Genomic DNA, 21,472 nt, shown 5'->3' on the forward strand with positions numbered 1-21,472 from the left:
AGATGTCAATGAAGAGGAATGGCGGTCGCGTCGTACTGGTAGATCCAGTCGTAACGAGCGGCGGTCGCTTCCGGCGCCCACTGCGTCCTGATGTAGTCTCCCGCCGTTTCGGCCCTGGATAGCGCCGGGTTATGAAAGATCGGCAGCATCCCAGCCGCGGAGTTCACAACCCTGGTTGTGCGATCCAGGCGCAGGCTTTGATATGTCTGGAAAGCTCTCGCAGGATCGCTTGGGTGCTGCTCGAGGCACCGGGCGAGAACGGAGGCGTCCTCCAACGCCATGTTCACTCCCTGACCGAGATATGGCAGCATGGAGTGGCACGCATCTCCAAGAAGCGTGACCCGTCCTTGCGACCAACCAGCCAGCGTGGGCCGCACGAACAGGCCCCATTTGTGAAGGCTTTCGACGTTGCTGACGAGCGCGATGATGTCGGGATGCCAGCCCACGAAGTCCTTCAGGCACTCCTCGACAGACCCCTTCTCCGACCAGGATTCCAGGAGCCAGTCGTTGCGATCGACCTGCCCCGAGAACGTCATCAATTCCGTGTTCTGCCAGCGGACCGGATATGCCGTGACATGTGCGTTCGGCCCAATCCATGTCGACACCACGGGCTCGCGCTGATGCGGCTCGAGGCGGTCGACCGGCACAAGACCACGCCAGGCGATTGCGTTGGTGTACTGGCTTTCGATCTGGCCGATCAGCCCGGTTCGGACCTTCGAATGCGAACCGTCGGCGCCGATCAGCGCCCGACCTTCGATCTCGCGGCCGTCCGCGAGCCGGGCCAAAACTCCGTCCCGGCTCTGGCTGAATCCGACAACATGGGCGTTCAGATGGATGGCGTCCGCCTTCGCGCGCCGTACGCCGTCGACAAGGATCTTCAACAGGTGCGCGCGCAGCAGAAGGTAGGGCTGGTTGCGGGCTGCGTCGGTGCTCCGGTCATACAGGGACCACGTTTCACCGGTGTTCCAGAGCCGGATGGAACGTCGCTCGGCCGCGATGCAATTTTGTTCGACTTGCTCGGCGAGGCCGAGATCGCGAAGTACGCGCACACCGTTCATGGAGACCCAAAGACCGGCGCCGACTTCACGCAACTCGGACGCCTGCTCGAAAACGTCGCAATCGATGCCGCGTCGGAGCAGCGATAAGGCCATCGCCAAGCCGCCGATGCCCGCGCCCGCAATCAAGACGCTCGTTCTTTTGACCTGATCAATACTCATGATACCTCCAAAAAGTAGCTGCGCCGTCTCGCGCGGTTTCAAGCGGCATCCTGCCGGCGCGCAAGGCTCTTCACGGCTTCGAAAATCTTGGTGTAACCGGTGCAGCGGCAAAGATTGCCGTCGAGATAGTGCCGGATTTCAGCGTCTGTCGGGTGTGGCGTCGTCTCCAAGAGCGCCGTGACTGCCATGATGAACCCGGGCGTGCAGAAGCCGCACTGCAGACCGCCATGAAGCACGAACGCCTCCTGGATCCGGGATAGTCCGTCTGGTGGGGTCACACCCTCGATTGTGGTGACCGCGCGCCGGTCCACATCGACCGCGAGCGTTGTGCAGCTCGAGATCGGTTCACCGTCAAGAAGGACCGTGCAAGCGCCGCATACTTCCATGTCGCAGGAACGTTTCGTTCCCCTGAGGCCCAAACGATCTCGGATGAGGTCGATCAGGAGCACATGGGCCGGGACGTCGACGGCAATCGTCTTGCCGTTCAGCGAGAACGAGATAGCCAATACCTGTGTCATTTCGGCCAGCTCCCGCCGGCGATGATCGCCTCATCGGCGTTACGCAGAAGAAGCACGCCTGCAAGGTGACGCTTGTAATCGGCCCCGCCATGTCGATCGGCGTTGACTTCGAGCTGATCCAAGGCTGCGGGAAGAGCTGTCTCAATCGCCCGACGGGCCTCTGCTACCGCTACGTTTCGGAGGGCACCCTCGACGATCGTCAAAGGCTGTGGCCGCGAACCAAGCGCGCCGACCCGCACACGGGCGCTCGTGATCGTGCTCCTGCCGGGATTCAGTGACCAGGCCATCGCGACGTTAACGGAAGGCCTCTCACCATGCTTGAACCGGCGATAGGTTACGGGTCCTGCGGGCCGCGGGAACACGATCACTCTCAGCAGCTCGTCAGGCTCGCGCACCGTTTCCATTTCGCTTCGGATGAAATCATCAGCGTAAACTTCACGCGTCCCCCGGGATCCCTCGAGCACCAGCCGTGCGTTGAGAGCGGCGAGCATCGTCGGCGGATCGGCGTGAGGCTCTCCGAAGCAGAGATTGCCGCCGATTGTCCCAACGTTCCGGACCCTGATGTTTGCGACCTCGGCGCAGAGCGACGCAAGCGCCGGCACGTGCTCGCGGATAACGGGATCGCCGCTGATCTTTCTGTGCGTGCAGCGCGCGCCGATCTCGATCTCGTTCATGCCGTTGACGGCAATGCAATCGAGCCCGGGGATACCCTTGATGTCGATGAGGCGGTCTATACGGATGACGCGCATTTTCAGCGCGAGCAGCAATTCGGTGCCGCCGGCGTAGAACATACCGTCCCCGGAATCGCCGACGGCACGCACGGCGTCGGCAATCGTCGAAGGCCGCTCGAATTGGAAGGGTGACGGCAGCATGATCAGGCCGCGCCCAGCATTTCTTTGAGTCGCTTCTCGAACTCTTCGAAGTTCTGATCGACCCGGCGTTTGATGATGCCGAACCCCATGCTCGCGAGCCGGCCCTGCACGTCGACTTTCGCGTCCACGGCAAATGTGGATCCAGAACCGGCCTGCGTGACGGTTACGTCGAGGACAACGGCCAGCCGCGTTCCTGTGATCTTGTCGCGGCCCGTAGCGCGGGTACGCACGTGAGACGGCTCGGTAATCGATTCAACGATGATGTCAGCCGGCACTTCGAGCTTGAAAGGACCGATCTTCTGCTTGACGGTCGCTTTGTAGGTTGCAAGCCGCTGGATTTCCTCGACGCTTTCGCACCCGGGAATGCAGCTCGATATGCGTGGAACGTCGAGCAGCGTGCTCCAAAGCTGCGCCGGGGTCGCCGGCACCGCCATTGACATGTTGAATTCCATGAATTCAGTTCCTCTTCCGGAGTGCGCGCCACACTTTTTCGGGTGTCATCGGCAGATTGGTTATTCGGACGCCGTAGGCGGCGAACAGCGCGTTGGCGATCGCCGGAGCGACCGGCAGGATTGCTCCCTCGCCCATTCCTTTGGCGCCGCCAGCCCCGGGGCCGTCGCCGTTTTCGACAAGTATCGTGTCGAACGAGGGCGGCACGTCGGTGATCCGCGGTATCGAATAATCGATCGGAGTCGCGTTGACGGGTTGCCCGTCCTCGAACTCGAGCGCCTCGTGAAGCGCGTGACCGAGCCCCATGACAGCGGCGCCCTCATCCTGACCTTCCGCGGCGAGGCGATTGATCACACGGCCGACGTCGGCGGCGCTGGCGTACCGAGGCACACGGATCTCGCCGGTTTCCTCATCGACCACGATCTCTGCGAGACCTGCGGCTGTCTCCCAGAACAGAGGTGACTCCGCCAGGGAGCCTTTCTTCGAGCGCGGCGTGATGGCACCGCGGCCGACGACTTCTCCCGAATCGACACCCAGACTGCGGTGAAATATCTGATGGAAAGTGAGAACGTCTGGACCGGTCGAGACGCCTCCCTCGACGAGTGACAGTCCGTCGCGGGGAAGCTCCCAGACCTCTGCAACCATGTCGATAATCTGATCGGCTGCGTCGAGAGCGGCGCTCTCGACAGAGAGGCCGACGACGACGGTCGAGCGGCTCGCGCCGGTACCCCAGTCGTAAGGAGCGACCGCTGTATCCGAGCGCAGGACGGTGACCGCAGACACCTTCTGCTTCAATGTCTGCGCCGCGATTTGGGCCATCGTCGCGTGCGCGCCCTGACCAACCTCGATGCTGGAGACCGCAACGAGAATCGACCCATCGATCTTGAGGCGCACGATCGCGTTGCTGATCGGCGTATTCGCCGGATCGGTTGCGGCAAGCGCCAATCCTTGCGCCTTGCGGTTGGAGGGTTGCGCGTCCGGCGCGAACGACCGCCTCACCCGGCCGATCAACTCGCTCATGTCCATGTCGAGCGCGCGCAGGTCGGGGCGGATGCGCTCGCCACGGGAGGCCAGGTTCAGCATGCGGAACTCGGTCGGGTCCATGCCGATTGCCGCAGCCACATTGTCCATGTGCGATTCCTTGGCCCAAACCGCCTGTGGGCCACCGATTGAGCGGAACGCCGCGCCAGGGACGGTGTTCGTGTAAACCGCACATGCTTCGAGCCGCATGTTCGGCACCACGTATGGGCCCATGATGCGGTTCGCCGATTTCGTGGCGACTGCTGAGCCCGTATCTGAGTACGCTCCGCCGTCGAGCAGAAGCCTGGCGCTCTTCGCGAGGATCCGTCCGTTGGCATCGACCGCGGTGCGAATCGTGATGTCAGCGCCGAGCCTTCGGCAGGTGAGCATCGATTCAGCCATGGATTGAGCCACCCGAACCGGGCGGCGCACCTTCCAGGACGCGGCGGCGACCAACGGCTCGATCTTGACGGATGCCTTGCCGCCGAATCCGCCGCCAACGAACGGGACGATCACGCGGACCTTGGCCAGCGCCAGGCCGAACAGCCTGGAGAGCACCTTCTGAACCGCGGTCGGCGTCTGCGCACCTGCCCAGACCGTCAGGGAGTCTCCCTGGAAGTCGGCGATGACAGCATGCGGCTCCATCGCGAAATGCGAGATTGCCGGAAACGTGAAGTGGTCCTCGTGAACGTACGCCGCGACCGCCTCCGCAGCTTCAACATCTCCGACGTTGTTCCTGTAAGTGTGGAAGATGTTGCTGCCCGGTGTCGGCCTGGCGCCGCCCTTGAAGTAGAAGTCTTCGAGGTTTTCATGATGCTCATGGATGAGCGGCGCATCCGCCATCATCGCTTCACGGATGGTCGTTGCGTGCGGGAGTTCGTCGTACGCGATGTCCACAAGCTCCGCGGCGGCTTCGGCGATCTCGATAGTCTCAGCGATCACCACGGCGACCGGCTCGCCCACATACCGGACCCGGTCGATTGCCATGATCGGCCGGTCCTTAAGCACGACACCCCAGCAACCGAACGAGACGACATCCGCTCCGATGAGCACGTCGACGACGCCGGGTACGGACCTGGCGACGCTCACGTCAATCGACGAGATGCGCGCGTGAGGAGCCGGCGAACGAACCACAAAGCCGTGCAGCATCCCCGGGATCACGAGGTCGGTAACGTATTCTGCCCGCCCCGTAACCTTCTCGATGAGGTCGGGTCGTACGGCACTCATGCTGTCAGTCACCGACATGCTCGGATCCGGGGTGCGAGGTCACAGCCGAATGGTCAGGAAGCCTGCGCGGCTCCTCCCCAGGGGCAATACTCAACCTCTACCCCAATTATCACTCGTATGCAAGCGCTACACTCGTATACGAGTGATAGCCCTACCCGCCGGACGGATAGGGCTCGCGGTCGGACGGCATGGATTCTTGGGGGCAACGAATGTACACAAATGATCAACTCGGAACTTCCAAGGCCGAGCCATCCAGCTTTGTTCAGCCGAGCCACGGGCAAGTGCCGCAAGAGGACGAAAATCGTGCAACCGAAAACCAGGACGGCTCCGACGGAGAAGCCGAAAGAGGCCGCACAATCTTACAGGTTGGACGATGCACCAGGATTCCTGTTGCGCGTCGCGCTCCGTACCCACACATCGATCTTTGTCGCGAAAATGATCGAAGAACTGACCCCACCCCAATTCTCGACGCTGGCGAAACTGAGGGAAGTCGGATCATGTTCTCAAAATCACCTGGGGCGACTGATCCACTATGATTCAGCAACGATCACTGGCGTCATCAATCGCCTCAAATCGCGCGGGCTGATCAAGAGCTCCAAGGATCCTTTGGATCCACGACGACGGCAGATCGAATTAACGGACAAAGGGAGGCGGACGGCGGACGCTGCGATCGAGACCATTGCTGAGATTTCCGGCGAGACATTTGCCCCGTTGACGAGGGAAGAATTTCGGACTCTGACCGAGATTCTCAAGAAAATCATACGCCGCTGAGCCCCACAGCGCTGAGCCGGCCGACAAGCTGATCCCGTAGACGCTTCAACCGCCGCCGAGCAAAAAATGGCCCGGCACAAGCCGGGCCAAGTCCAGGGAGGAAGCGAAGGATGTGGATCCTTCGCAAACGCCGAACGCGGATATCGATCGAAGACAGCCCAACGAACGATCTCAGCGACAGAACTATCCGGTATGCCGCCCGGCATTTTCTGCTGAAGAAGGCGGAACTGCGCTAGCTTCCGGCATTTTCGCGTGACAAGGCCAGGATGAGCCACATCGGCACGCGCCATGCTGCATGAACCTGGGACCAGTCGGTCGATAGCCGACGACGACCCGATCACAACAATTGATCGAGCCCATCACCGACCATCTTTCGAATGCCGGCTTCATCGCACGATCGATCGACGCCGTTCCCTGAGCGGCTATCCCGCGCGCCTGCGCAGGGCGCGGACGATTTTTGTCCTGAAGCGCGCGAGATCGAACAGCAATCTAGGGACTCTCCTGATCGCAATCGCTTTACCCACGATCGCGAGCCGCAGAACGCGGACCAATCTAGCCAGGCCCAATTCCATGAATGCTTGCCGGACATGTGGCTGGTCGGCGATCGAAAGCATATTGTCCGCTACAACGATGCACGATCTGAGCTCGGGTTTCTTCTGCAGAACAAAGTCACGGCCTGCCGCCGCGAACTCCAGTTCCTGAGCGCTCAGGGATATGCTGAAGACAGTTCGATTATCCTCCGCCATATTCAATTGCCCCCGAACGATCGCCCGGCGCCGCCTTCGGTCTTTCGATGATTCAGCCTGCGCGGCCTGGCTTTCGCCTTCCAATCGGCAACACGTCCGTGCCGGCTTTCTGCGAAACAGTTCCTTGCTAGCATCGGGGGTCGCGGCATTTTCTGGCGAAAACCCTTGCGGACAACCGTGAAAGCGCGATCGGCGGAGCCGATTGACGCGGGAACGCGGCATTTTCCACCGTCGGGGCGGTGCGCGGTCTGGCGCCGCGAGACGCGTCTTGTCCCCAGCACGTTGAGCCTTCCAGCTGCTTTCCCCATCGCGGAGCCCGGCGATGAGCGGCCGTGACAGTCATCATCCGGGAAGGAACGAGGCTAACCCGCGGGATCAGATTCTTGCTTCCTCGCGTTACTTTTCGGTGACGAGCATTTCCCCGAGCGCTATCGTCACCCGGACTCCAGGCGCGCCCCTTATCTCCGCCTCCTGAATTGCGGGAGCCGTAGCCAATAACGAGCGAGTTCGATGAGCATGTTATCCACGTCCGAAATGGATCCTGGCTTTGCCAGAATGAATTTGCCCGAGCTTCGGATCAACTACGATCCGATTGATCCGGATCAGTTCGATCGGCCGATCACCTCATTCTGCATCGAAACCGGTGAAGACAACGACGAGCTTCCGCTCCACTCACACAAGAAAGGGCAACTCGTAGTCGCTTCACATGGATCGGTGATGTGTCGTGCCCCCGGCGGACTATGGATCGTTCCGCCGCAGGGAGCCGTGTGGATACCGGCCGGCGTCATGCACAGCAATTGCGTCTCGGACAATGGAAAGGTCTACGTCGTCTTCATCGATCCGCAGGCGAGTACGCTTCCGAGCACATGCTGCACATTCACGATATCATCGCTCGTCCGTGAACTGATCCATCGGCTCTCCGTTTTTCCTCCCCTGTATCCGGTCGAGGGGCCGACCAGCCGGCTCGGACGCGTGCTGCTCGACGAATTGGTGCAGATGTCCACCGAACAGATGTACTTGCCCATCTCCACCGACAGCCGGCTTCAGCATCTCGCGGCATCGCTGCTCAATGACCCCGGCGATCGCAGCAGGATCGACGAACTGGCGACCCGATATGCGATGAGTGTTCGGACCTTCGCCCGCCTGGTCTTGAAGGAAACCGGGATGACGTTCGGACGCTGGCGACAGCGCCTTCACATCCTCGTCGCGCTGCAGAGGCTGTCTGCGGGATCTTCCGTTCAGGCCGTCTCGCTCGATCTGGGCTATGAGACCCCCAGCGCCTTCATAACCATGTTCAAGAAGGCAATGGGCAAGAGCCCGCGCCGCTTCCTTGCCGAACGATCCAGCTTCGTCGGCCGTGAGCCCTTGGCTTGAAGACCTCGCCCGGGAGCCCAGGCCCCAACATCGCAAGCTGGGGCCGCAGCTCGCAGCGTCTCCTATCGCGAGTTGAATGGGACGAGAGGGTATTGGAGCGCAGCTTCGGCGACCGACTGCGGCGCCACCACGCGAGGCTTCCCGTTCTGCCCTTGGAGGATGGTCACGTCGCTGCCCATATTCTGGCCATTGGCGTCGAACTTGATCTTGCCGCTGGACATCAGGATAGGCGTCATATCCGTTGCTTTAAGCGCGGCGTGGATCGCTGCGGACTCGGAAGAACCGGCGCGGCTTACCGCGTCCGCAACAATCTGAACAGCTTCGAAGGCACACCCTGAATTCCCGTCGACCCAGTCATTTGGATAATCGGACGCAAATCGCTTCAAGATCGCCGCGGCGTCGGGCGCCTTCGGATTGTACCACAGGGTCGAGAGTATCGCGCCGTCACCGTACTTGCCCAACGCGTCATAGTACGCCTTGTCCTGCGCGCCATTCGAGTTGGGTGAGAAGATCATCTTGGGATTCCACCCCTGCTTGGTGCATTCCCGAATGATCATAATGGCATCGTTGACACGCGTCACGGAGACCAACGCGTCCGCGCCTGACGCTTTGGCTTTTGCAACCTCGACCGAGAGATCCTTGGCTCTTTCATCGTATGGAATATACTCGGCAATCCTGAGAGGCACTTCGACCTCCTTCCAGGCCTGATCGATGCTCGCCGCGGTCGACTGTCCCATCGTATTGTTGAGGTGCATGACGACGGCGCTTGTTGGAGCGTCCTTGATCGAGGACAGGATGGACTTCAGCTCCATGAGGGACTTCCTGACGATTGTCAGGGACGTCGGGTAATACCTGAACACCTCGTTGAATCCTTGAGAGGTCACCTGGGTCGCGCTCGCGATGTGAACGACCATAGGCACTTTTGCGGCTTCTGCGGCCTGAAGCGCGGAGATGGTTGCTCCGGAATCCCACGCGCCGATAAGTACCGTGCACCCCTGCCTGATCAGGTTCTCGGCGGCAATCCGTCCGTTTTCCGGCCGGCTTTGCGTGTCCGCATGGATGATTTGCAGCTCTATACCGAACTTCTCCTTTGCGAACTTCGCACCGACATCGATGCCGCGTACGCAAGCCTGCCCCGGAAAGGCCAGGACGCCACTGCTCGGATTGATTGCGCCGACGCGGACTTTGGCCGGGCTGGCCGCTCTTGACTGCCACGATGCGAGTCCGACTGCGGCGCCAATTCCGCTACCGATCAAGGACCGGCGGGTCAAACCGCTTTCGCCGTGCTTTCTCATGGAATTCCCCCTTTGGTTGGCTGCAAGAATAATGATCGGTCTGATAGCGCTCACCGAACAGTCAGGCGCCATCGCCAGGGATCTGTACTCGCGGCCCGGCGCTTCACGAGATGCGCCGCCCGCATGATTTGGCTCAGGTTCTGACTTCCGCCTTGACGAGGTTGTCTTCGCTCTCGTCATAAAGCGTATCGATCAACGACCGATACCTCTCCATGATCTGCTTCCGACGCTTCTTCCGAGTCGGCGTCATCATGCCGTTCTCGGGAGACAGCTCTTCCGGCAATATCCGGAACGCCTTGATCTGCTCGGCCCTGGCGAGCCTGCCATTCGCCTTGCCGATCTCTCCTTCGATCATCCGCACCACGATTTCGGAGTTCGCCAGTTCCGAGTACCGGTCGATGCGAAGACCGTGCGATCTGGCCCAATCCATCGTTGCGGTCGCGTTCACCTCGATCAGCGCGGTGAGGTACTTCTTTCCTTCTCCCAGCACAGCCGCCTCAGAGATAAACGGGCTACGCCTGAGCTCGTTTTCGATCTGCGTCGGGCTGATGGATTTTCCATTGGAAGTGTTGATGATCTCCTTTTTTCGATCGACCAGCCTGAAGAGGCCCGTCGAATCGACGTCCACGATGTCTCCGGTGTAGAGCCAGCCATCGCGCAGAGCGGATTTGGTTTCTTCCGGCTTATTCCAGTAACCGACAAAGAGTCCGGGTCCCCTGACAATCATTTCCCCGTCTTCGAGAACAGCGGTCTCCCAAGCCGGATCCCGCAGGGGTACGCCCACGGTGCCAGCTTCCGGCCATTCCGCCATCTGCACCAGATTGGCGCCGACCAGCTCCGTCTGTCCGTAACATTCCTTCAGCTGCAATCCCCATAGCTGCCACAGCGACATCAGCTCGGGAGGCATCGCCGCGGACGAGGTGTATGCGACCGTGAGTTCCTCGAACCCGACCTCACCAAGCAGCGGACGGAAGACCTGTTGCTGGCACAGGGCAAAGAGGCCGGAAATGAACGGGTCCGGCACGCCTCCGGCCTGACGATCATCAAGGGCCTTGCGGGCGATAGTCATCGCGAGCTGATAGTCCTGCTTCTGCTTCTCGGACCCAGCGTGAACCTTGCTGAGGATCTGGGTGGCATACCGCTGGAAGAACCGCGGCGGAGCCATGAAGTAGGTCGGCTTCACTTCCTTGACGGTTTGAGCGAACTCTGCGCTGTTCTCGCCGAAATACGGCACTAGGCGGATGAGCAGAGGCAGTGTCGTTGCCTGTGCGCGTGCCACCGTGTGTGACATCGGCAGGTGCACGACGACACGGTGGACATCGGAGCGCAACTTCGACGTGAACAGGGTTACGCTGTGCGCACCAGCAAGCAGCGACAGATGGGTCAGCATCGCTCCCTTCGGAAATCCCGTCGTGCCGGACGTGTATCCGATGCTGGTCAGGTCGCTCGCCTTTGCTTTTGCGACCTGCTCCTTAAGAAAGATGTCAGCGTCAACCGATGTTTCGCTCCAGAAGTCATGAAGAGAGACGACGTTCGCCGGCCCGCCTGTCTTCTTCCACGCGGGATCGAGCACGATAATTCTTTTCAACTGGTCAGCATGGCCCGATGCAAGGACGGTACCGAGCTGAAGTTCACTCCCGACGAACATGAACGACGTTCCGGAGTCGCCCAGATAATAGCCGACCTCCTCCGCCGATGAGGTGAAGTAGACGCCGACCATGATGCCGCCGGCACAAATGATCGCCATGTCCGCAAGAAGCCATTCCTGGGACACATCCCCCATGATCGCCGCGCGATCGCCGCGTTCGAAGCCAGCCTTTTGCAGAGTGGCCGCCAACCTGGCCACCTCGTCCGAATACTGCTTCCAGGTCGTGGCGATCCAGTCACCGCGCCGTTTTTGCTTGAACGCGATCTCGTCAGAAAGCTCCACCCTCCGCTGGCTCAGGAGCCGCGGAATGGTTACGTCGGCGAGTTGGGCGCCTGACGCAAAACCCTCGGCGCTCACCTCAACGCTCCGCGAAGCGCTTGCGCTTTTCAGCGAAGGCGGCAACGGCATCGCGCCGGTCGGGCGCGGCAAAGGTGATCGTCTCGAGGGCGGTCGAGGTGTCAAGGAGAAGATGCGCGTACTGCTTGATGATCTTGTTCACGCAATACTTGGTCCAGATGATGGATTCTCTTGGGCCGCTCGCGAGCATCTCCGCGTACTCGATTGCAGCATCCTTGACGTCCCTGTTCGAAATCACCTCGTTGATCATGCCGATGGACGCGGCCTTTTCCGCGGAGATGAAGTCACCGGTCATCAGGTAGTGCTTCGCCCGGACGGGTCCCATCAACAGTGGCCACATCACCGCGCCGCCATCGCCCGCGACCACGCCTGCGGTAACATGCGTATCGGCAAACCTCGCGGCCGGACTGGCGAATATGACATCGCAGAACAAGGCGAGAGTTGCCCCGAGACCGACCGCGACGCCGTTGACCGCGGCGATGATCGGCGCCTCGACTTCCAGCATGTTCCGGATCAGATGGCGTCCGCCCCGGGTCGGCGACGGGATCGGACTCTTGTCGAGCGTTTTCTGATCGCCGCCCGAACAGAACCCCCGTCCCGCCCCCGTCAGAACGATCGCGCGGACCGCCTTGTCCTCGTCCAGCTCGACGAAGACCCGTTCGAGCTCGCTGTGCATATCCCAATTGATCGCATTGAGGATCTCCGGCCGGTTCATCGTGACGATGGCCACACCGCTCGGCCGCTTCTCGACGATCAGATATTTGTAGTTCTGCTTCGACATGGCTATCTTCCGTTGCTTCCTGTTGGCCTTACTTTTGCGGTCGCATGGCGCGGATCTGTCCGAGAATATCTTCCGTAGGCCGGACGACATTGTTCCTGTCGTTGAAGTGGGGGATCACATACCGGCCGCACATGTCGATCGCTTCCATGATCTTCTCGTGATTGACGGAGTCGAGATGGAGAAGCACCTCGTCGACGCCCATCGCCTGGAACTTCTCGATCTGACGAATGACGGTGTCCGGGCTTCCGCAGACCGTTGTCGCGGAGTGGTTGAGCAAGTAGTCCCAGTCCTTTCCCGCGCGCTCCATGGCTGGCACGCTCTCGCTCATATACGCATAGTCGTCGGCGAGCTTCGCGAGACGGGGATAGGCGTCCGTTGAAATCCTCGCATAGTGCATGAGGGGCTCGGCGTAATCGTCCTTCGCCTTCTGATCGGTTGACCCGATGCCGAAGAAAAGCGGAATGCCGATGCGCGGCCGATCGAGCGGGCTTTGCTCGTCACGCTTCCAGCCGCGACGGTAAGTGTTTAGAAGCTTTTCCTGGACCTCCCATCCCTGGTAGATGCAGCTACTCATGACGGCGAGGCCTTCGGATCCGGCCCAGCTGTGGCTCCGCTCGCTGGTCGCAGCGATGCCGATCACCGGATGCGGCTTCTGTATCGGCTTCGGCACCAGCATCCGCGGCGGGATCTGATAGTACTTGCCCTCGAAGGTGAAGATATCTTCGCGCATCGATTTCTTCAGGAGCGCGATGCCTTCCTCCATCTGGGCGAGAGTTTCGCTCGGATCAACGTTGAAGGCGCGCATGGCGATGGTCGTGTTGGCCCGGCCGGCGTAGAATTCCATGCGGCCATGCGACAGGATGTCGGTTACTGCCAATCGCTCCGCCGATCGCAAGGCATGATTGATCTTCTGCGGCATCAGCGTCACCGCTGACCTCAGCTTCACGCGCGACGTAACGGCTGCAAGGTACCCGTAGACGACCTCCGGCGCGGAGCTCGAGATGCCGCCGAGCGCAACGTGCTGCTCGGAAAGCGCGACGCAGTCGAATCCGACCTTTTCGGCCAGACGCACCTCGTCCACGAGTTCATGGAGCCGGCGGGCATAGCTCTGCCCGACCTGGGTTTCTTGCTCCGACCAAAACCCGAACGTAAGTGCCATCTTCTGGATCCTCATGGAGTGTCAAGATGGCGAAGCATTTCATGGGCGCGGCAACATTTTTGTTCGAATGCGCCACGCAGTTAGATGACTTTCCAAATTTTGTGCTGTGAGCAGTCAACGCCTGCCCTTTCGCAGCCAACGCCGCTGAACGTGGCGCGACAATCATTCTCGGCGTCCATCCGAGGAGGAGCACGAGAGATTCAGACGGCGTTGCTTTGGCTTCCAAACGAGACAGCCAGAAGATCTGTTATCGCCGCGAGACATCGCTCGCCGATTCCCGCCGTCGAGCCGAACGGGTTGCCGATGATGCCGTTGGCCGTGACGGACTTGATCCCGTTGCTCCACATTGCCTGAAGCTGCTCTTCGGATAGCGCACCGAGATGCCCGACCTCGAACCGATCGAGCCTGACGCTGTCGGGGCGGAGCAACATCATGAGCGAGGTCTCCGCGATATCGGCATGTCCTCCAACAGCATTCGGGTCACCACCCGCTTGCTCGACGGCGCTTCGCCATCTCTCGATCCAGGCGACTGCATCGCAATATGCGTCGATCTCGACGTCCACCGGAACGGCGCTCCTCAGCCGGGGAAGCATGTCGCGGAGCGCGGGAAAATTCCCGATATGGCCTGAGAACAGCAGAATGCGCCTGAAGCCGTGCCTCGCAAGACTTGTGCAATAATCCAGGCAGATCGATTCGAACGTCTCCGGGCGAATGGAGATCGTCCCCGGGAAGGCCAGATGATGGGCTGAACAGCCGACCTTGATGGTGGGCGCGATCATGGTACGTCCCAGCTGCCGCGCCAGGCTTGCCGCGATGGCGTCTGCATGATCCGCATCCATGCAGAGCGGAAGGTGCGGTCCATGTTGCTCCACCGCTCCGCAGGGTATCAGGACGGTCGATACCCCCGCAGCAAGGGCGGCCGATACCTGTTCGAAGCTCATCAGTTCAAGACGGAGCGCGTCAGGCCATGCCGGTGCGGTCATTCACGCTTTCCTTGGCTGTTTCGACAGGAAGCGCGAACGCGCCTGTGCCGAACTATCGTCTACCAGATAGGCCGCGAGATCCTCGATCGTCACCGCCTCGAGCGCAGCATCGTCCATTTGGCCCGTCAGGTTCAGCGAACGCTTGATCGCCGCAAACAGCTTGCGCTCCTTTCCGCGAAGATATCTGCATACCTCCCCGGCTCTCACCATCACTTCCGCGGTGCTTGCGATCTCGTTGATCGCCCCAATTTGGAGTGCCCTTTGGGCGTCGGTCAAGTCGCCCCAGTAGAGCAATGCCTGCGCCTCACGATGCCCAAGCTTCTGCACTGCCTTCCGGATTCCCTTGGCTGCAGGCAACAGGCCGTGGTTGATTTCCGGGAACCCGACCTTGCATTCATGGTTCGCCACCACGTAGTCGGCGTGAAGAAGAAACTCCAAGGCCCCGCCGACTGCGTATCCACGCACGGCACACACGAAGGGCCCGGGGTATCTCTCCATCTCGCAAAGAAGCGCATGGAAGCTCCTCATCCGAGGCCGTGATATTTCGATGCCGGCGACCTCCTTTATGTCTCCGCCCGCGCTGAAGAAGCGCTCGCCCTGGCCGGTCAGGACAATGCCCGGCGGCGACGCCTCGCGAGACAATGCGCGAAACTTGTCCAGCAACCGGCCAACAAGGGCATTATTCAATGCGTTTGCCGGCGGCCTGTTCATGGTCATGGTGACCACATCGCAGTCGCGTTCGATCAGAAGGGCGTCATCGGCTTCCATGGAAACAGCCTAAGCGAGGCCTTATGGAATTGATTGCGGTACACGCTTTCCTCGACGCCGCTGCTCGACACAAATGGTCGTGCCCGGGTTATTTCGCGGCATCTTCTGCCGCGATCGCTAAGGCCGCCTTTTCGGATGATGGCTAGTCCCGTCATTCAGGACCGTTACAATCCAAGATAAGCGCGCTGAATCTCGGGATTGTCCAGCAACTCGTCGCTGGATCCGTGGAGCACGATTGAGCCGTTCTCCAGAACGTAGCCGCGATTGGCCAACGCAAGCGATTTCGCCACATTCTGCTCTACCAGCAGGACCGTGGCTCCCTGCTCGTGCAGGGACTTCACCACACGAAACATGACGTCCGTCAGCGCGGGCGACAACCCGATGGAAGGCTCGTCAAACATGACGACCTCGGGCTTCGACATGATTGCACGGCCGATAGCCAGCATCTGCTGCTCGCCGCCCGATAGCGTACCGGCCAATTGCCCCCGGCGCTCACGAAGCTTCTCAAACAATTGATAAACGAAGTCGAGCGTTTCGGACTGCCCCGCCTTCGCGCGCTTCAGCGTCCCTCCGAGCAGCAGGTTTTCTTCCACAGAAAGACTTCCGAAAATCTGCCGACCTTCCGCGACCTGGGCAATGCCGCGCTCGCAGATCTCCCATGGCGGCATCCCGGTGATATCAACACCGTTCATCTTGATGACACCGCTCGAGGATCGAACGATGCCCGAGATTGATCTGATGAGTGAGGTCTTCCCTGCGCCGTTCGCGCCAACGACGCAGATCAATTCGCCTTTGTGGATCTGCAGGGAGACGCCGTTCAAAGCGCAGGATCCATCGTACGCGACACAGAGTCCATCGATCGTCAGAAGCGCACCACTAAGCATGGAAGCCTGCCCCCAGGTAGCTCTCGAGGACTTTCGGATCTGCAACCACCTCTCCGGGAGATCCCTCTGCGATCTTGGCGCCGTGATGCAGCACCACCACACGCGAGGCCACTTCCATCACGATGCGCATCACGTGCTCGACAAGGAGGATCGTCAATCCACCTTCGGCAAGCTTCTGCAGTACGCCTACAATACCCGCAGCTTCAGTCGGTCTCAGACCCGCCATAACCTCGTCCAGCAACAGCAATTTGGGCCGGGTCGACAGCGCCTTGGCCGTTTCCAGCATTTTCCGGTCCGGCAGCGTTAGTTGATCCGTCCTCGCGTGGGCCTTGGCGGCCAGACCAACGCTTTCAAGAGACTCGTACGCCTTCGATCTGGCCTCGCTTACGTTTCTGGTCCAGCTGAAGGCTCCGATCATGGCATTCTCGAGCACCGACATCTCACGCATCGGCCGCACGATCTGAAATGTTCGCGCGATACCCATCCTGCAAACAGTCTCGGGGGGCGAATTGTCGATCTGGCGGCCTTCGAACAGCACCCGGCCGCTGGTCGGCTTCAGGGCACCAGCGACCAGGTTGAAGCATGTCGTCTTTCCCGCTCCATTCGGTCCAATCAGCGCTGTGATCCGCCCGGCTCGAAGTGAGAAGCTTACATCCTTCACCGCGACCAAGCCTCCGAACGATCGGGACAGGTTCTCGACCTCGAGCAGAGTTGTCATTCTTCGACCTTTCGGGACTGCCACAGCAATGCCGTGGGTGGCGCCTGGATAGCTTTGCAAAGGCGCACAATCGCCGGCCAGATGCCGTCTGGCAGGAACCAGACGACCGAGATCAGGACAACACCGTAGGTAATATTGTTCAGTCCCGGTATCCGAAGACTGTCGCCGAGCGCGCTCATCAAGTGATTGAGCGGGATCGCGGCGAGCGACCCGACCAGCGGACCGAACGTGGTCCCCAGCCCCCCGACCACGGGCCCTATCAGGACGTCTACCGATAGCCCCATCCCCATGATCGAGTCCGGGAATATCGACCCCTGAACGAGCGCCAGAACGCCACCGCCCGCGGCAGCCGTTGCGGCCGATATCGAGATCACGAGAATCTTGTGCTGGAAGGTCCGGACGCCGAGTGCGCGTGCGGCCGATTCGTCGTCGCGCATCGCCCGCCATACGTATCCGAGGTAGGATCGTGAAATAAACTCGGTTCCGATTATTCCCAACGCCGCCAGTGCAAGCGCGACGAAGTAGTAGAAGCGGGCATCGCCGCGAAGCATGGAGATCTCAATCCCGCCTGTTGGCGCAGGAAAGAACAATCCCTGCATTGCGCCCACGAACTCCCAGCCACTGAACATGATCCTGGCGAACTCGGCGGCGGCAATCGTGAGCAGCGCGAAATAGATACCGCGCACCTCGAACCGAAAGCTCAACCAGGCGATCGACGCGCCAACGGATCCGGCGAGGATCATTCCGGTCAAGAGCCCGACCCAAGGCGAAATGCCGTACTTCACGTAGAGGACACCGACGGAATAGGCTCCCAGCCCGACAAAGAGGGCGTGACCGATCGATAGCTGCCCGCCGATCCCAAGCATCAGGTTCCAGGACTGTCCGAGGAAGGTGAACAACAATACGATCGTCATCAGCGAGATGACGTACGGGTTTGCCAGCATCCCGACCAATCCCAGGACGGCGAAGACCGTTATTCCGGCAAGCCACCGTGTCCGTTCCAGCCCACGGTCAAATTTCTTTTGCACCAAAAAACCCCCTCGGACGGAAAACCAGAATGATGATCAGGAGCGCGTAAGGAAGCGCCGTCTTCATCGAAGGCGTGAACATCAACGCCGCGATTGCCTCGGCGACGCCGATCACCAGACCTCCGAGGAGTGCTCCGCCAAAGCTGCCGAGCCCGCCTACGATGACCGTCACGAAAGCAAGGAGAGTGAAATCGACGGCGAGATATGGTTGAGCGTCGAACAGGGGAGATATCAGGGCGCCGGCGACCCCTGCGCAGGCTGCCCCGATGCCAAAGGTAACGGCATAGACTCGTGGAATGTTCAGTCCAACGATGAGACCGCCCAAACGATTGTCGGCCGCCGCCCGCAGCGAGCGGCCGAACGAGGAGAACTTCAGATACGCTCCAAGCAGAGCTATAAGCAGCCCGGCTGTCGCTGCCGCCTGCAATCTCGCCAGGTCGAGCGTCACAAGGCCGAGAGACACGGTCTGAAACGACAGCTGCGAAGCAGTGGGACGCGGATCCGGCCCGAACGCGACCAACAGGGCTCCGCTAAAGAGCAACGACAGGCCGATGAAAACAATGAACTGATAGTGATGCGGCCGGTTCACGAACCGCTTCACGATCAGCGCTTCCAGCAGATATCCGAAGACGAACATCACGACCGCAGCGATTGCTGCCGCCACGATGATCGGGACGTTCCACAGCCGAACCGTCCAATAGCCGACGTAGACACCGAACACGACCATCTCGCCGTGCGCAAAATTTACGACGCGCATGACGCCGAATATGATGGTCAGGCCTAATGCAATGAGGCCGTAAACGAGACCGAGCAGAATGCCGCTCGCAAGAACGTTTAGCCAGAGCGAGAGCATCAGCAAGCACTGACCGGCGCGAGCGAATGCCGGGTATTGGACACCGCAACACTCAGATAGGCTGCCACCCGCAGCTGGCCGCGCTCGGATGGGATCGAGACCACCCCGGCGTTGAACTCCCACCTGATCTGGTCGGCGAACATGATCCCCCGCATTGGCATTTCTCCTGCGTTTGTGACAGATATCCTCTTGGCCGCCGGACGCTATGACCTGAGCCTTTGCTTCGCATTCTCGGTCGGCGTCGGGGGCGCTATTCTCACTGGGTGCGACACTCATTCGGCAGCCCATGCGCGGGACCTTCTAACGCTTCGGTACGGTGAATTCGCCGTTTACGTAGACAAGCGGCTCGCGATCGAGGTTGGTTGTTTGGGCAACGACTTCGCCGACGAAGATCGTATGGCTGCCGGCATCGTACGAACCAGACACGCGACAGTCGAAGCTGCAAATTGCCTCGATGAGGCTCGGCGCACCTGTCGTGAGTTGACGCCACAAACCGTCAGCAAAGCGTATGTCGCCCTTGCTTCCGTCCTGCCCGGCAAACTTCTTTGCCAGCTCGGCGTGATCCGCCGTGAGAATGTTCCAGCAGAATGATCCGCTCTGCTTTATTGTCTCGTGGCCACCGGCGGACTTGTTGACGCAAACGAGCACGCTCGATGGTTCGGTTGACAATGAGCACCCGGCCGTCAACGTCAAACCGTGCCTCCCCGGTCGCACACCCGTCGTCACGATAGATACCGCGCCGGGCACGTTGCGCATTGCGCTCCGGAATTCCGCACTGCTGAACACCGGGGATGGTTGGTTTGGCATCGGTGACACTCGGAAGTTCATGGTGATGGGTTCCCGCAAATATTCGAACCGAGTTGTCCGGAGCCGGCTAGCCGCCCTGCTTGTTCGACGCCTGAAAGAGCTGGATCGTGTTGTTTTGCGGATCCTTCAAGCAAGCCACACGACCATGCGCCCCCATGTCCCGCACTTCGCCGAAAATCTCGGCTCCCAGGGCGCGGGCCCGATCGAGCCTCAGTTCCAGATCATCCACTTCAAATACGACGACCGCGTTCCGAGCCCCGTCGGAGGCCGACTCTCCCGGACCTGCGATGCAGAAGGCGGCCTTCTCTCCGGCGAATTGAATCCATTTGGCGCCGTCGGCGAAGCGGATCGTCAGTCCAAGCGCTTCATAGAAGCGGGCTAACGCTTCAGGTTCCTGGGCGGTAAGATAGATGTGCTTAAGCTTCATCTCTTGCTTTCAGTTCCGGGCCCACCGTCAATCCGTGACCTCCGGCCACGCTTGTCTGATGATACTTGCGCCGCGCGGTCGGCATTAATGTTCGAAGTTTTCACCCCGCGCATCGCCCATCAGCATATTATGCTGCTGGCTATCGGGGCCGACTTGTTTAATTTCCAACGCATGCAACGGCGAGAGACGATTCATGGCGTCACTCGGAAACCCTGCCGCTTTTCGGCAGAGCGTTCGGGCGCGTATCATCGCTTGCGCCGGTTGCGATTTGCCTGACACTGATCCGTTGATCATCCATCTAAACCCGCTGCCGCTGAGCGCTTGCGCAGATCGCGAGTTATCCGATGACCGAATTTTCCTTTACTGGACGCTGCCGGCGCATTCGCGCATCAGCGAACAAGCTCCATTCTTGAGCCGTCGCATGTCGCATGAACAAGGCTTTCAAGATGCTCGCTTTCTCGTGTCGTGGAACTGCGCTTCGCGTTGATGTGGCGCCGACTGAAGCGCAAAATCGGTCAACCTTGATCGCCCGCAGCCCGTTGCATATGGGGGCGGTCGCCCTTTTTCCGCCTTGGGTGTCCTCACGGTAGAATGCGAAGATCGCGATCCCTATTGTCAGGCGAACTCCAGGATCAGCGCATCGACCGCGAGCGTTGCGCCGGCGGCGGCGTGGATCTTCTTCACCGTACCGTCGCGCTCGGCGCGCAGCACGTTCTGCATCTTCATGGCTTCCACGACTGCCAAGGTCTCGCCGGCCTTGACCTCCTGGCCCTCGGTCACCGCGATCGACACCACGAGACCGGGCATCGGACACAGCAATTTCTTGCCGGTGTCGGCGGCCGAGACCACCGGCATCAGCCGCGCCGAGGTCGCCTCGGTCTCGGTGAAGACATAGACCGGGACCTCAAAACCCTGATGCGCCAGGCGGAAGCCGTTATTGATCGCCCGCACCTGCACGGCGACGAAGTTGCCGTCGATGGTGCCCTGCCAGACCGGCTCGCCCGGCACCCAGCTCGACACCAGATTGTGCGGATTGCCAGGCAGCCCGTCGGCGCCAATGAAGCGCACGGTGATGGCATCGCCCTCGCGCGCGACATCGAGCGCGACTTCGGCGCGCTCGAGCCACACCGCGCGGCGGCGCTCGCGCAGCACGACGCGGCCGCCCATCTGGCCCGAAATCTGCCGCTTGCGCTCGCCCAGCACGTGATCGATCGCAGCCCCCACCGCCGCAAGGCGCCGCGCGATCTCGCCTTCGGGCGCACGCGCGGAAAACCCCTTGGGGAATTCCTCGGCGATGAAGCCGGTCGAGAGCCGGCCCTCGCGCCAGCGCGGATGGTTCATCAAGGCCGACAGGAACGGAATGTTGTGCCTGATGCCGTCGACATAGAAGGCGTCGAGCGCGGTCGCCTGCGCCTCGATTGCGGCGGCGCGCGACGGGGCATGGGTGACGAGCTTGGCGATCATCGGATCGTAATGGATCGATATTTCGCCGCCCTCCTGCACGCCGGTGTCGTTGCGGATCGTGATGCCGTCATGGCTGGCCTCGGCCGGCGGACGGTACTTCACCAG

23 protein-coding genes are annotated in these 21,472 nt (G+C 60.7%); 3 read left to right on the plus strand and 20 right to left on the minus strand.

Going from position 1 to position 21,472, the window contains the following annotated elements; genetic code table 11:
• Window positions 1-5: 5 nt before the first annotated feature.
• Genes AKN83_RS33565 through AKN83_RS33585 form a run of 5 tightly spaced genes read right to left on the minus strand, consistent with a single transcriptional unit; the run spans window position 6 to window position 5,322 of the window.
• The gene (locus AKN83_RS33565; protein WP_083992358.1) at window positions 6-1,217 is read right to left on the minus strand and encodes an FAD-dependent monooxygenase; all 1,212 of its coding nucleotides are present in this window, start codon (window positions 1,215-1,217) and stop codon (window positions 6-8) included.
• A 38-nt stretch (window positions 1,218-1,255) separates the two neighbouring features.
• On the minus strand, window positions 1,256-1,735 hold the full coding sequence (locus AKN83_RS33570; protein ID WP_083992350.1) for a (2Fe-2S)-binding protein: 480 nt from the start codon (window positions 1,733-1,735) through the stop codon (window positions 1,256-1,258).
• Window positions 1,732-2,607 (minus strand): FAD binding domain-containing protein, encoded by an 876-nt coding sequence (locus AKN83_RS33575; RefSeq protein ID WP_050401595.1) that lies wholly within the window; start codon window positions 2,605-2,607, stop codon window positions 1,732-1,734. The genes AKN83_RS33570 and AKN83_RS33575 overlap by 4 nt, the downstream gene beginning before the upstream one ends.
• A gap of 2 nt (window positions 2,608-2,609) precedes the next feature.
• Complete coding sequence (locus tag AKN83_RS33580; protein ID WP_050401596.1) at window positions 2,610-3,059, minus strand: SRPBCC family protein; 450 nt, start codon at window positions 3,057-3,059, stop codon at window positions 2,610-2,612.
• A gap of 4 nt (window positions 3,060-3,063) precedes the next feature.
• Window positions 3,064-5,322 carry a xanthine dehydrogenase family protein molybdopterin-binding subunit gene (locus AKN83_RS33585; RefSeq protein ID WP_083992351.1) on the minus strand — a complete coding sequence of 753 codons (2,259 nt, stop codon included), beginning with the start codon at window positions 5,320-5,322 and terminating at the stop codon, window positions 3,064-3,066.
• Window positions 5,323-5,607: 285 nt separating this feature from the next.
• Here AKN83_RS33585 and AKN83_RS33590 point away from each other — a divergent pair, with 285 nt between their 5' ends.
• The gene (locus tag AKN83_RS33590) at window positions 5,608-6,075 is read left to right on the plus strand and encodes a MarR family winged helix-turn-helix transcriptional regulator (protein WP_050401629.1); all 468 of its coding nucleotides are present in this window, start codon (window positions 5,608-5,610) and stop codon (window positions 6,073-6,075) included.
• Between the two features lie 422 nt (window positions 6,076-6,497).
• On the opposite strand, the gene AKN83_RS33595 is transcribed toward AKN83_RS33590, so the two are convergent.
• Window positions 6,498-6,905, minus strand: a complete 408-nt coding sequence (locus AKN83_RS33595; protein ID WP_244522190.1) for a hypothetical protein — start codon at window positions 6,903-6,905, stop codon at window positions 6,498-6,500.
• Between the two features lie 426 nt (window positions 6,906-7,331).
• Here AKN83_RS33595 and AKN83_RS33600 point away from each other — a divergent pair, with 426 nt between their 5' ends.
• Window positions 7,332-8,195, plus strand: coding sequence for an AraC family transcriptional regulator (locus AKN83_RS33600; protein WP_244522191.1), 864 nt, complete (start codon window positions 7,332-7,334; stop codon window positions 8,193-8,195).
• Between the two features lie 62 nt (window positions 8,196-8,257).
• On the opposite strand, the gene AKN83_RS33605 is transcribed toward AKN83_RS33600, so the two are convergent.
• The 13 genes from AKN83_RS33605 to AKN83_RS33660 form a co-directional block, all read right to left on the minus strand.
• Window positions 8,258-9,490 carry an ABC transporter substrate-binding protein gene (locus AKN83_RS33605; protein WP_050401600.1) on the minus strand — a complete coding sequence of 411 codons (1,233 nt, stop codon included), beginning with the start codon at window positions 9,488-9,490 and terminating at the stop codon, window positions 8,258-8,260.
• Between the two features lie 133 nt (window positions 9,491-9,623).
• Complete coding sequence (locus AKN83_RS33610; RefSeq protein ID WP_050401601.1) at window positions 9,624-11,495, minus strand: AMP-dependent synthetase/ligase; 1,872 nt, start codon at window positions 11,493-11,495, stop codon at window positions 9,624-9,626.
• A 1-nt stretch (window position 11,496) separates the two neighbouring features.
• Window positions 11,497-12,276, minus strand: coding sequence for an enoyl-CoA hydratase/isomerase family protein (locus tag AKN83_RS33615; RefSeq protein ID WP_050401602.1), 780 nt, complete (start codon window positions 12,274-12,276; stop codon window positions 11,497-11,499).
• A gap of 28 nt (window positions 12,277-12,304) precedes the next feature.
• The gene (locus AKN83_RS33620) at window positions 12,305-13,435 is read right to left on the minus strand and encodes an LLM class flavin-dependent oxidoreductase (RefSeq protein WP_050401630.1); all 1,131 of its coding nucleotides are present in this window, start codon (window positions 13,433-13,435) and stop codon (window positions 12,305-12,307) included.
• A 200-nt stretch (window positions 13,436-13,635) separates the two neighbouring features.
• A complete protein-coding gene (locus AKN83_RS33625; protein WP_050401603.1) occupies window positions 13,636-14,418 on the minus strand; it encodes a creatininase family protein in 783 nt (260 codons plus the stop codon).
• Window positions 14,419-15,186 (minus strand): enoyl-CoA hydratase/isomerase family protein, encoded by a 768-nt coding sequence (locus AKN83_RS33630; RefSeq protein ID WP_050401604.1) that lies wholly within the window; start codon window positions 15,184-15,186, stop codon window positions 14,419-14,421.
• 164 nt (window positions 15,187-15,350) lie between these two features.
• Window positions 15,351-16,007 carry an ABC transporter ATP-binding protein gene (locus AKN83_RS33635; RefSeq protein ID WP_244522192.1) on the minus strand — a complete coding sequence of 219 codons (657 nt, stop codon included), beginning with the start codon at window positions 16,005-16,007 and terminating at the stop codon, window positions 15,351-15,353.
• Between the two features lie 55 nt (window positions 16,008-16,062).
• Window positions 16,063-16,788 (minus strand): ABC transporter ATP-binding protein, encoded by a 726-nt coding sequence (locus AKN83_RS33640; protein ID WP_050401606.1) that lies wholly within the window; start codon window positions 16,786-16,788, stop codon window positions 16,063-16,065.
• Window positions 16,785-17,816 carry a branched-chain amino acid ABC transporter permease gene (locus AKN83_RS33645; protein ID WP_063695650.1) on the minus strand — a complete coding sequence of 344 codons (1,032 nt, stop codon included), beginning with the start codon at window positions 17,814-17,816 and terminating at the stop codon, window positions 16,785-16,787. The genes AKN83_RS33640 and AKN83_RS33645 overlap by 4 nt, the downstream gene beginning before the upstream one ends.
• Complete coding sequence (locus AKN83_RS33650) at window positions 17,800-18,669, minus strand: branched-chain amino acid ABC transporter permease (RefSeq protein WP_050401608.1); 870 nt, start codon at window positions 18,667-18,669, stop codon at window positions 17,800-17,802. Before AKN83_RS33650 ends, AKN83_RS33645 begins: the two co-directional genes overlap by 17 nt.
• Window positions 18,669-18,824, minus strand: a complete 156-nt coding sequence (locus AKN83_RS40180; protein ID WP_157113690.1) for a hypothetical protein — start codon at window positions 18,822-18,824, stop codon at window positions 18,669-18,671. Before AKN83_RS40180 ends, AKN83_RS33650 begins: the two co-directional genes overlap by 1 nt.
• A 145-nt stretch (window positions 18,825-18,969) precedes the next feature.
• Window positions 18,970-19,497 carry a flavin reductase family protein gene (locus AKN83_RS33655; RefSeq protein WP_347336849.1) on the minus strand — a complete coding sequence of 176 codons (528 nt, stop codon included), beginning with the start codon at window positions 19,495-19,497 and terminating at the stop codon, window positions 18,970-18,972.
• Between the two features lie 46 nt (window positions 19,498-19,543).
• Entirely contained in the window at window positions 19,544-19,903 is a 360-nt protein-coding gene (locus AKN83_RS33660; RefSeq protein WP_050401609.1) for a VOC family protein, read from the minus strand.
• Window positions 19,904-20,096: 193 nt separating this feature from the next.
• On the opposite strand from AKN83_RS33660, the gene AKN83_RS40185 reads away from it, so the two are divergent.
• Window positions 20,097-20,390: a hypothetical protein gene (locus AKN83_RS40185; RefSeq protein WP_157113691.1), complete on the plus strand. Its 294-nt coding sequence runs from the start codon at window positions 20,097-20,099 to the stop codon at window positions 20,388-20,390.
• 128 nt (window positions 20,391-20,518) lie between these two features.
• Here the strand turns inward: AKN83_RS40185 and AKN83_RS33665 are convergent.
• Window positions 20,519-21,472 (minus strand): biotin/lipoyl-containing protein (locus AKN83_RS33665; RefSeq protein WP_157113692.1); only part of this gene is annotated, 954 nt, incomplete at its 5' end.

The organism is Bradyrhizobium embrapense (genome assembly GCF_001189235.2).
Classification (GTDB): domain Bacteria; phylum Pseudomonadota; class Alphaproteobacteria; order Rhizobiales; family Xanthobacteraceae; genus Bradyrhizobium; species Bradyrhizobium embrapense.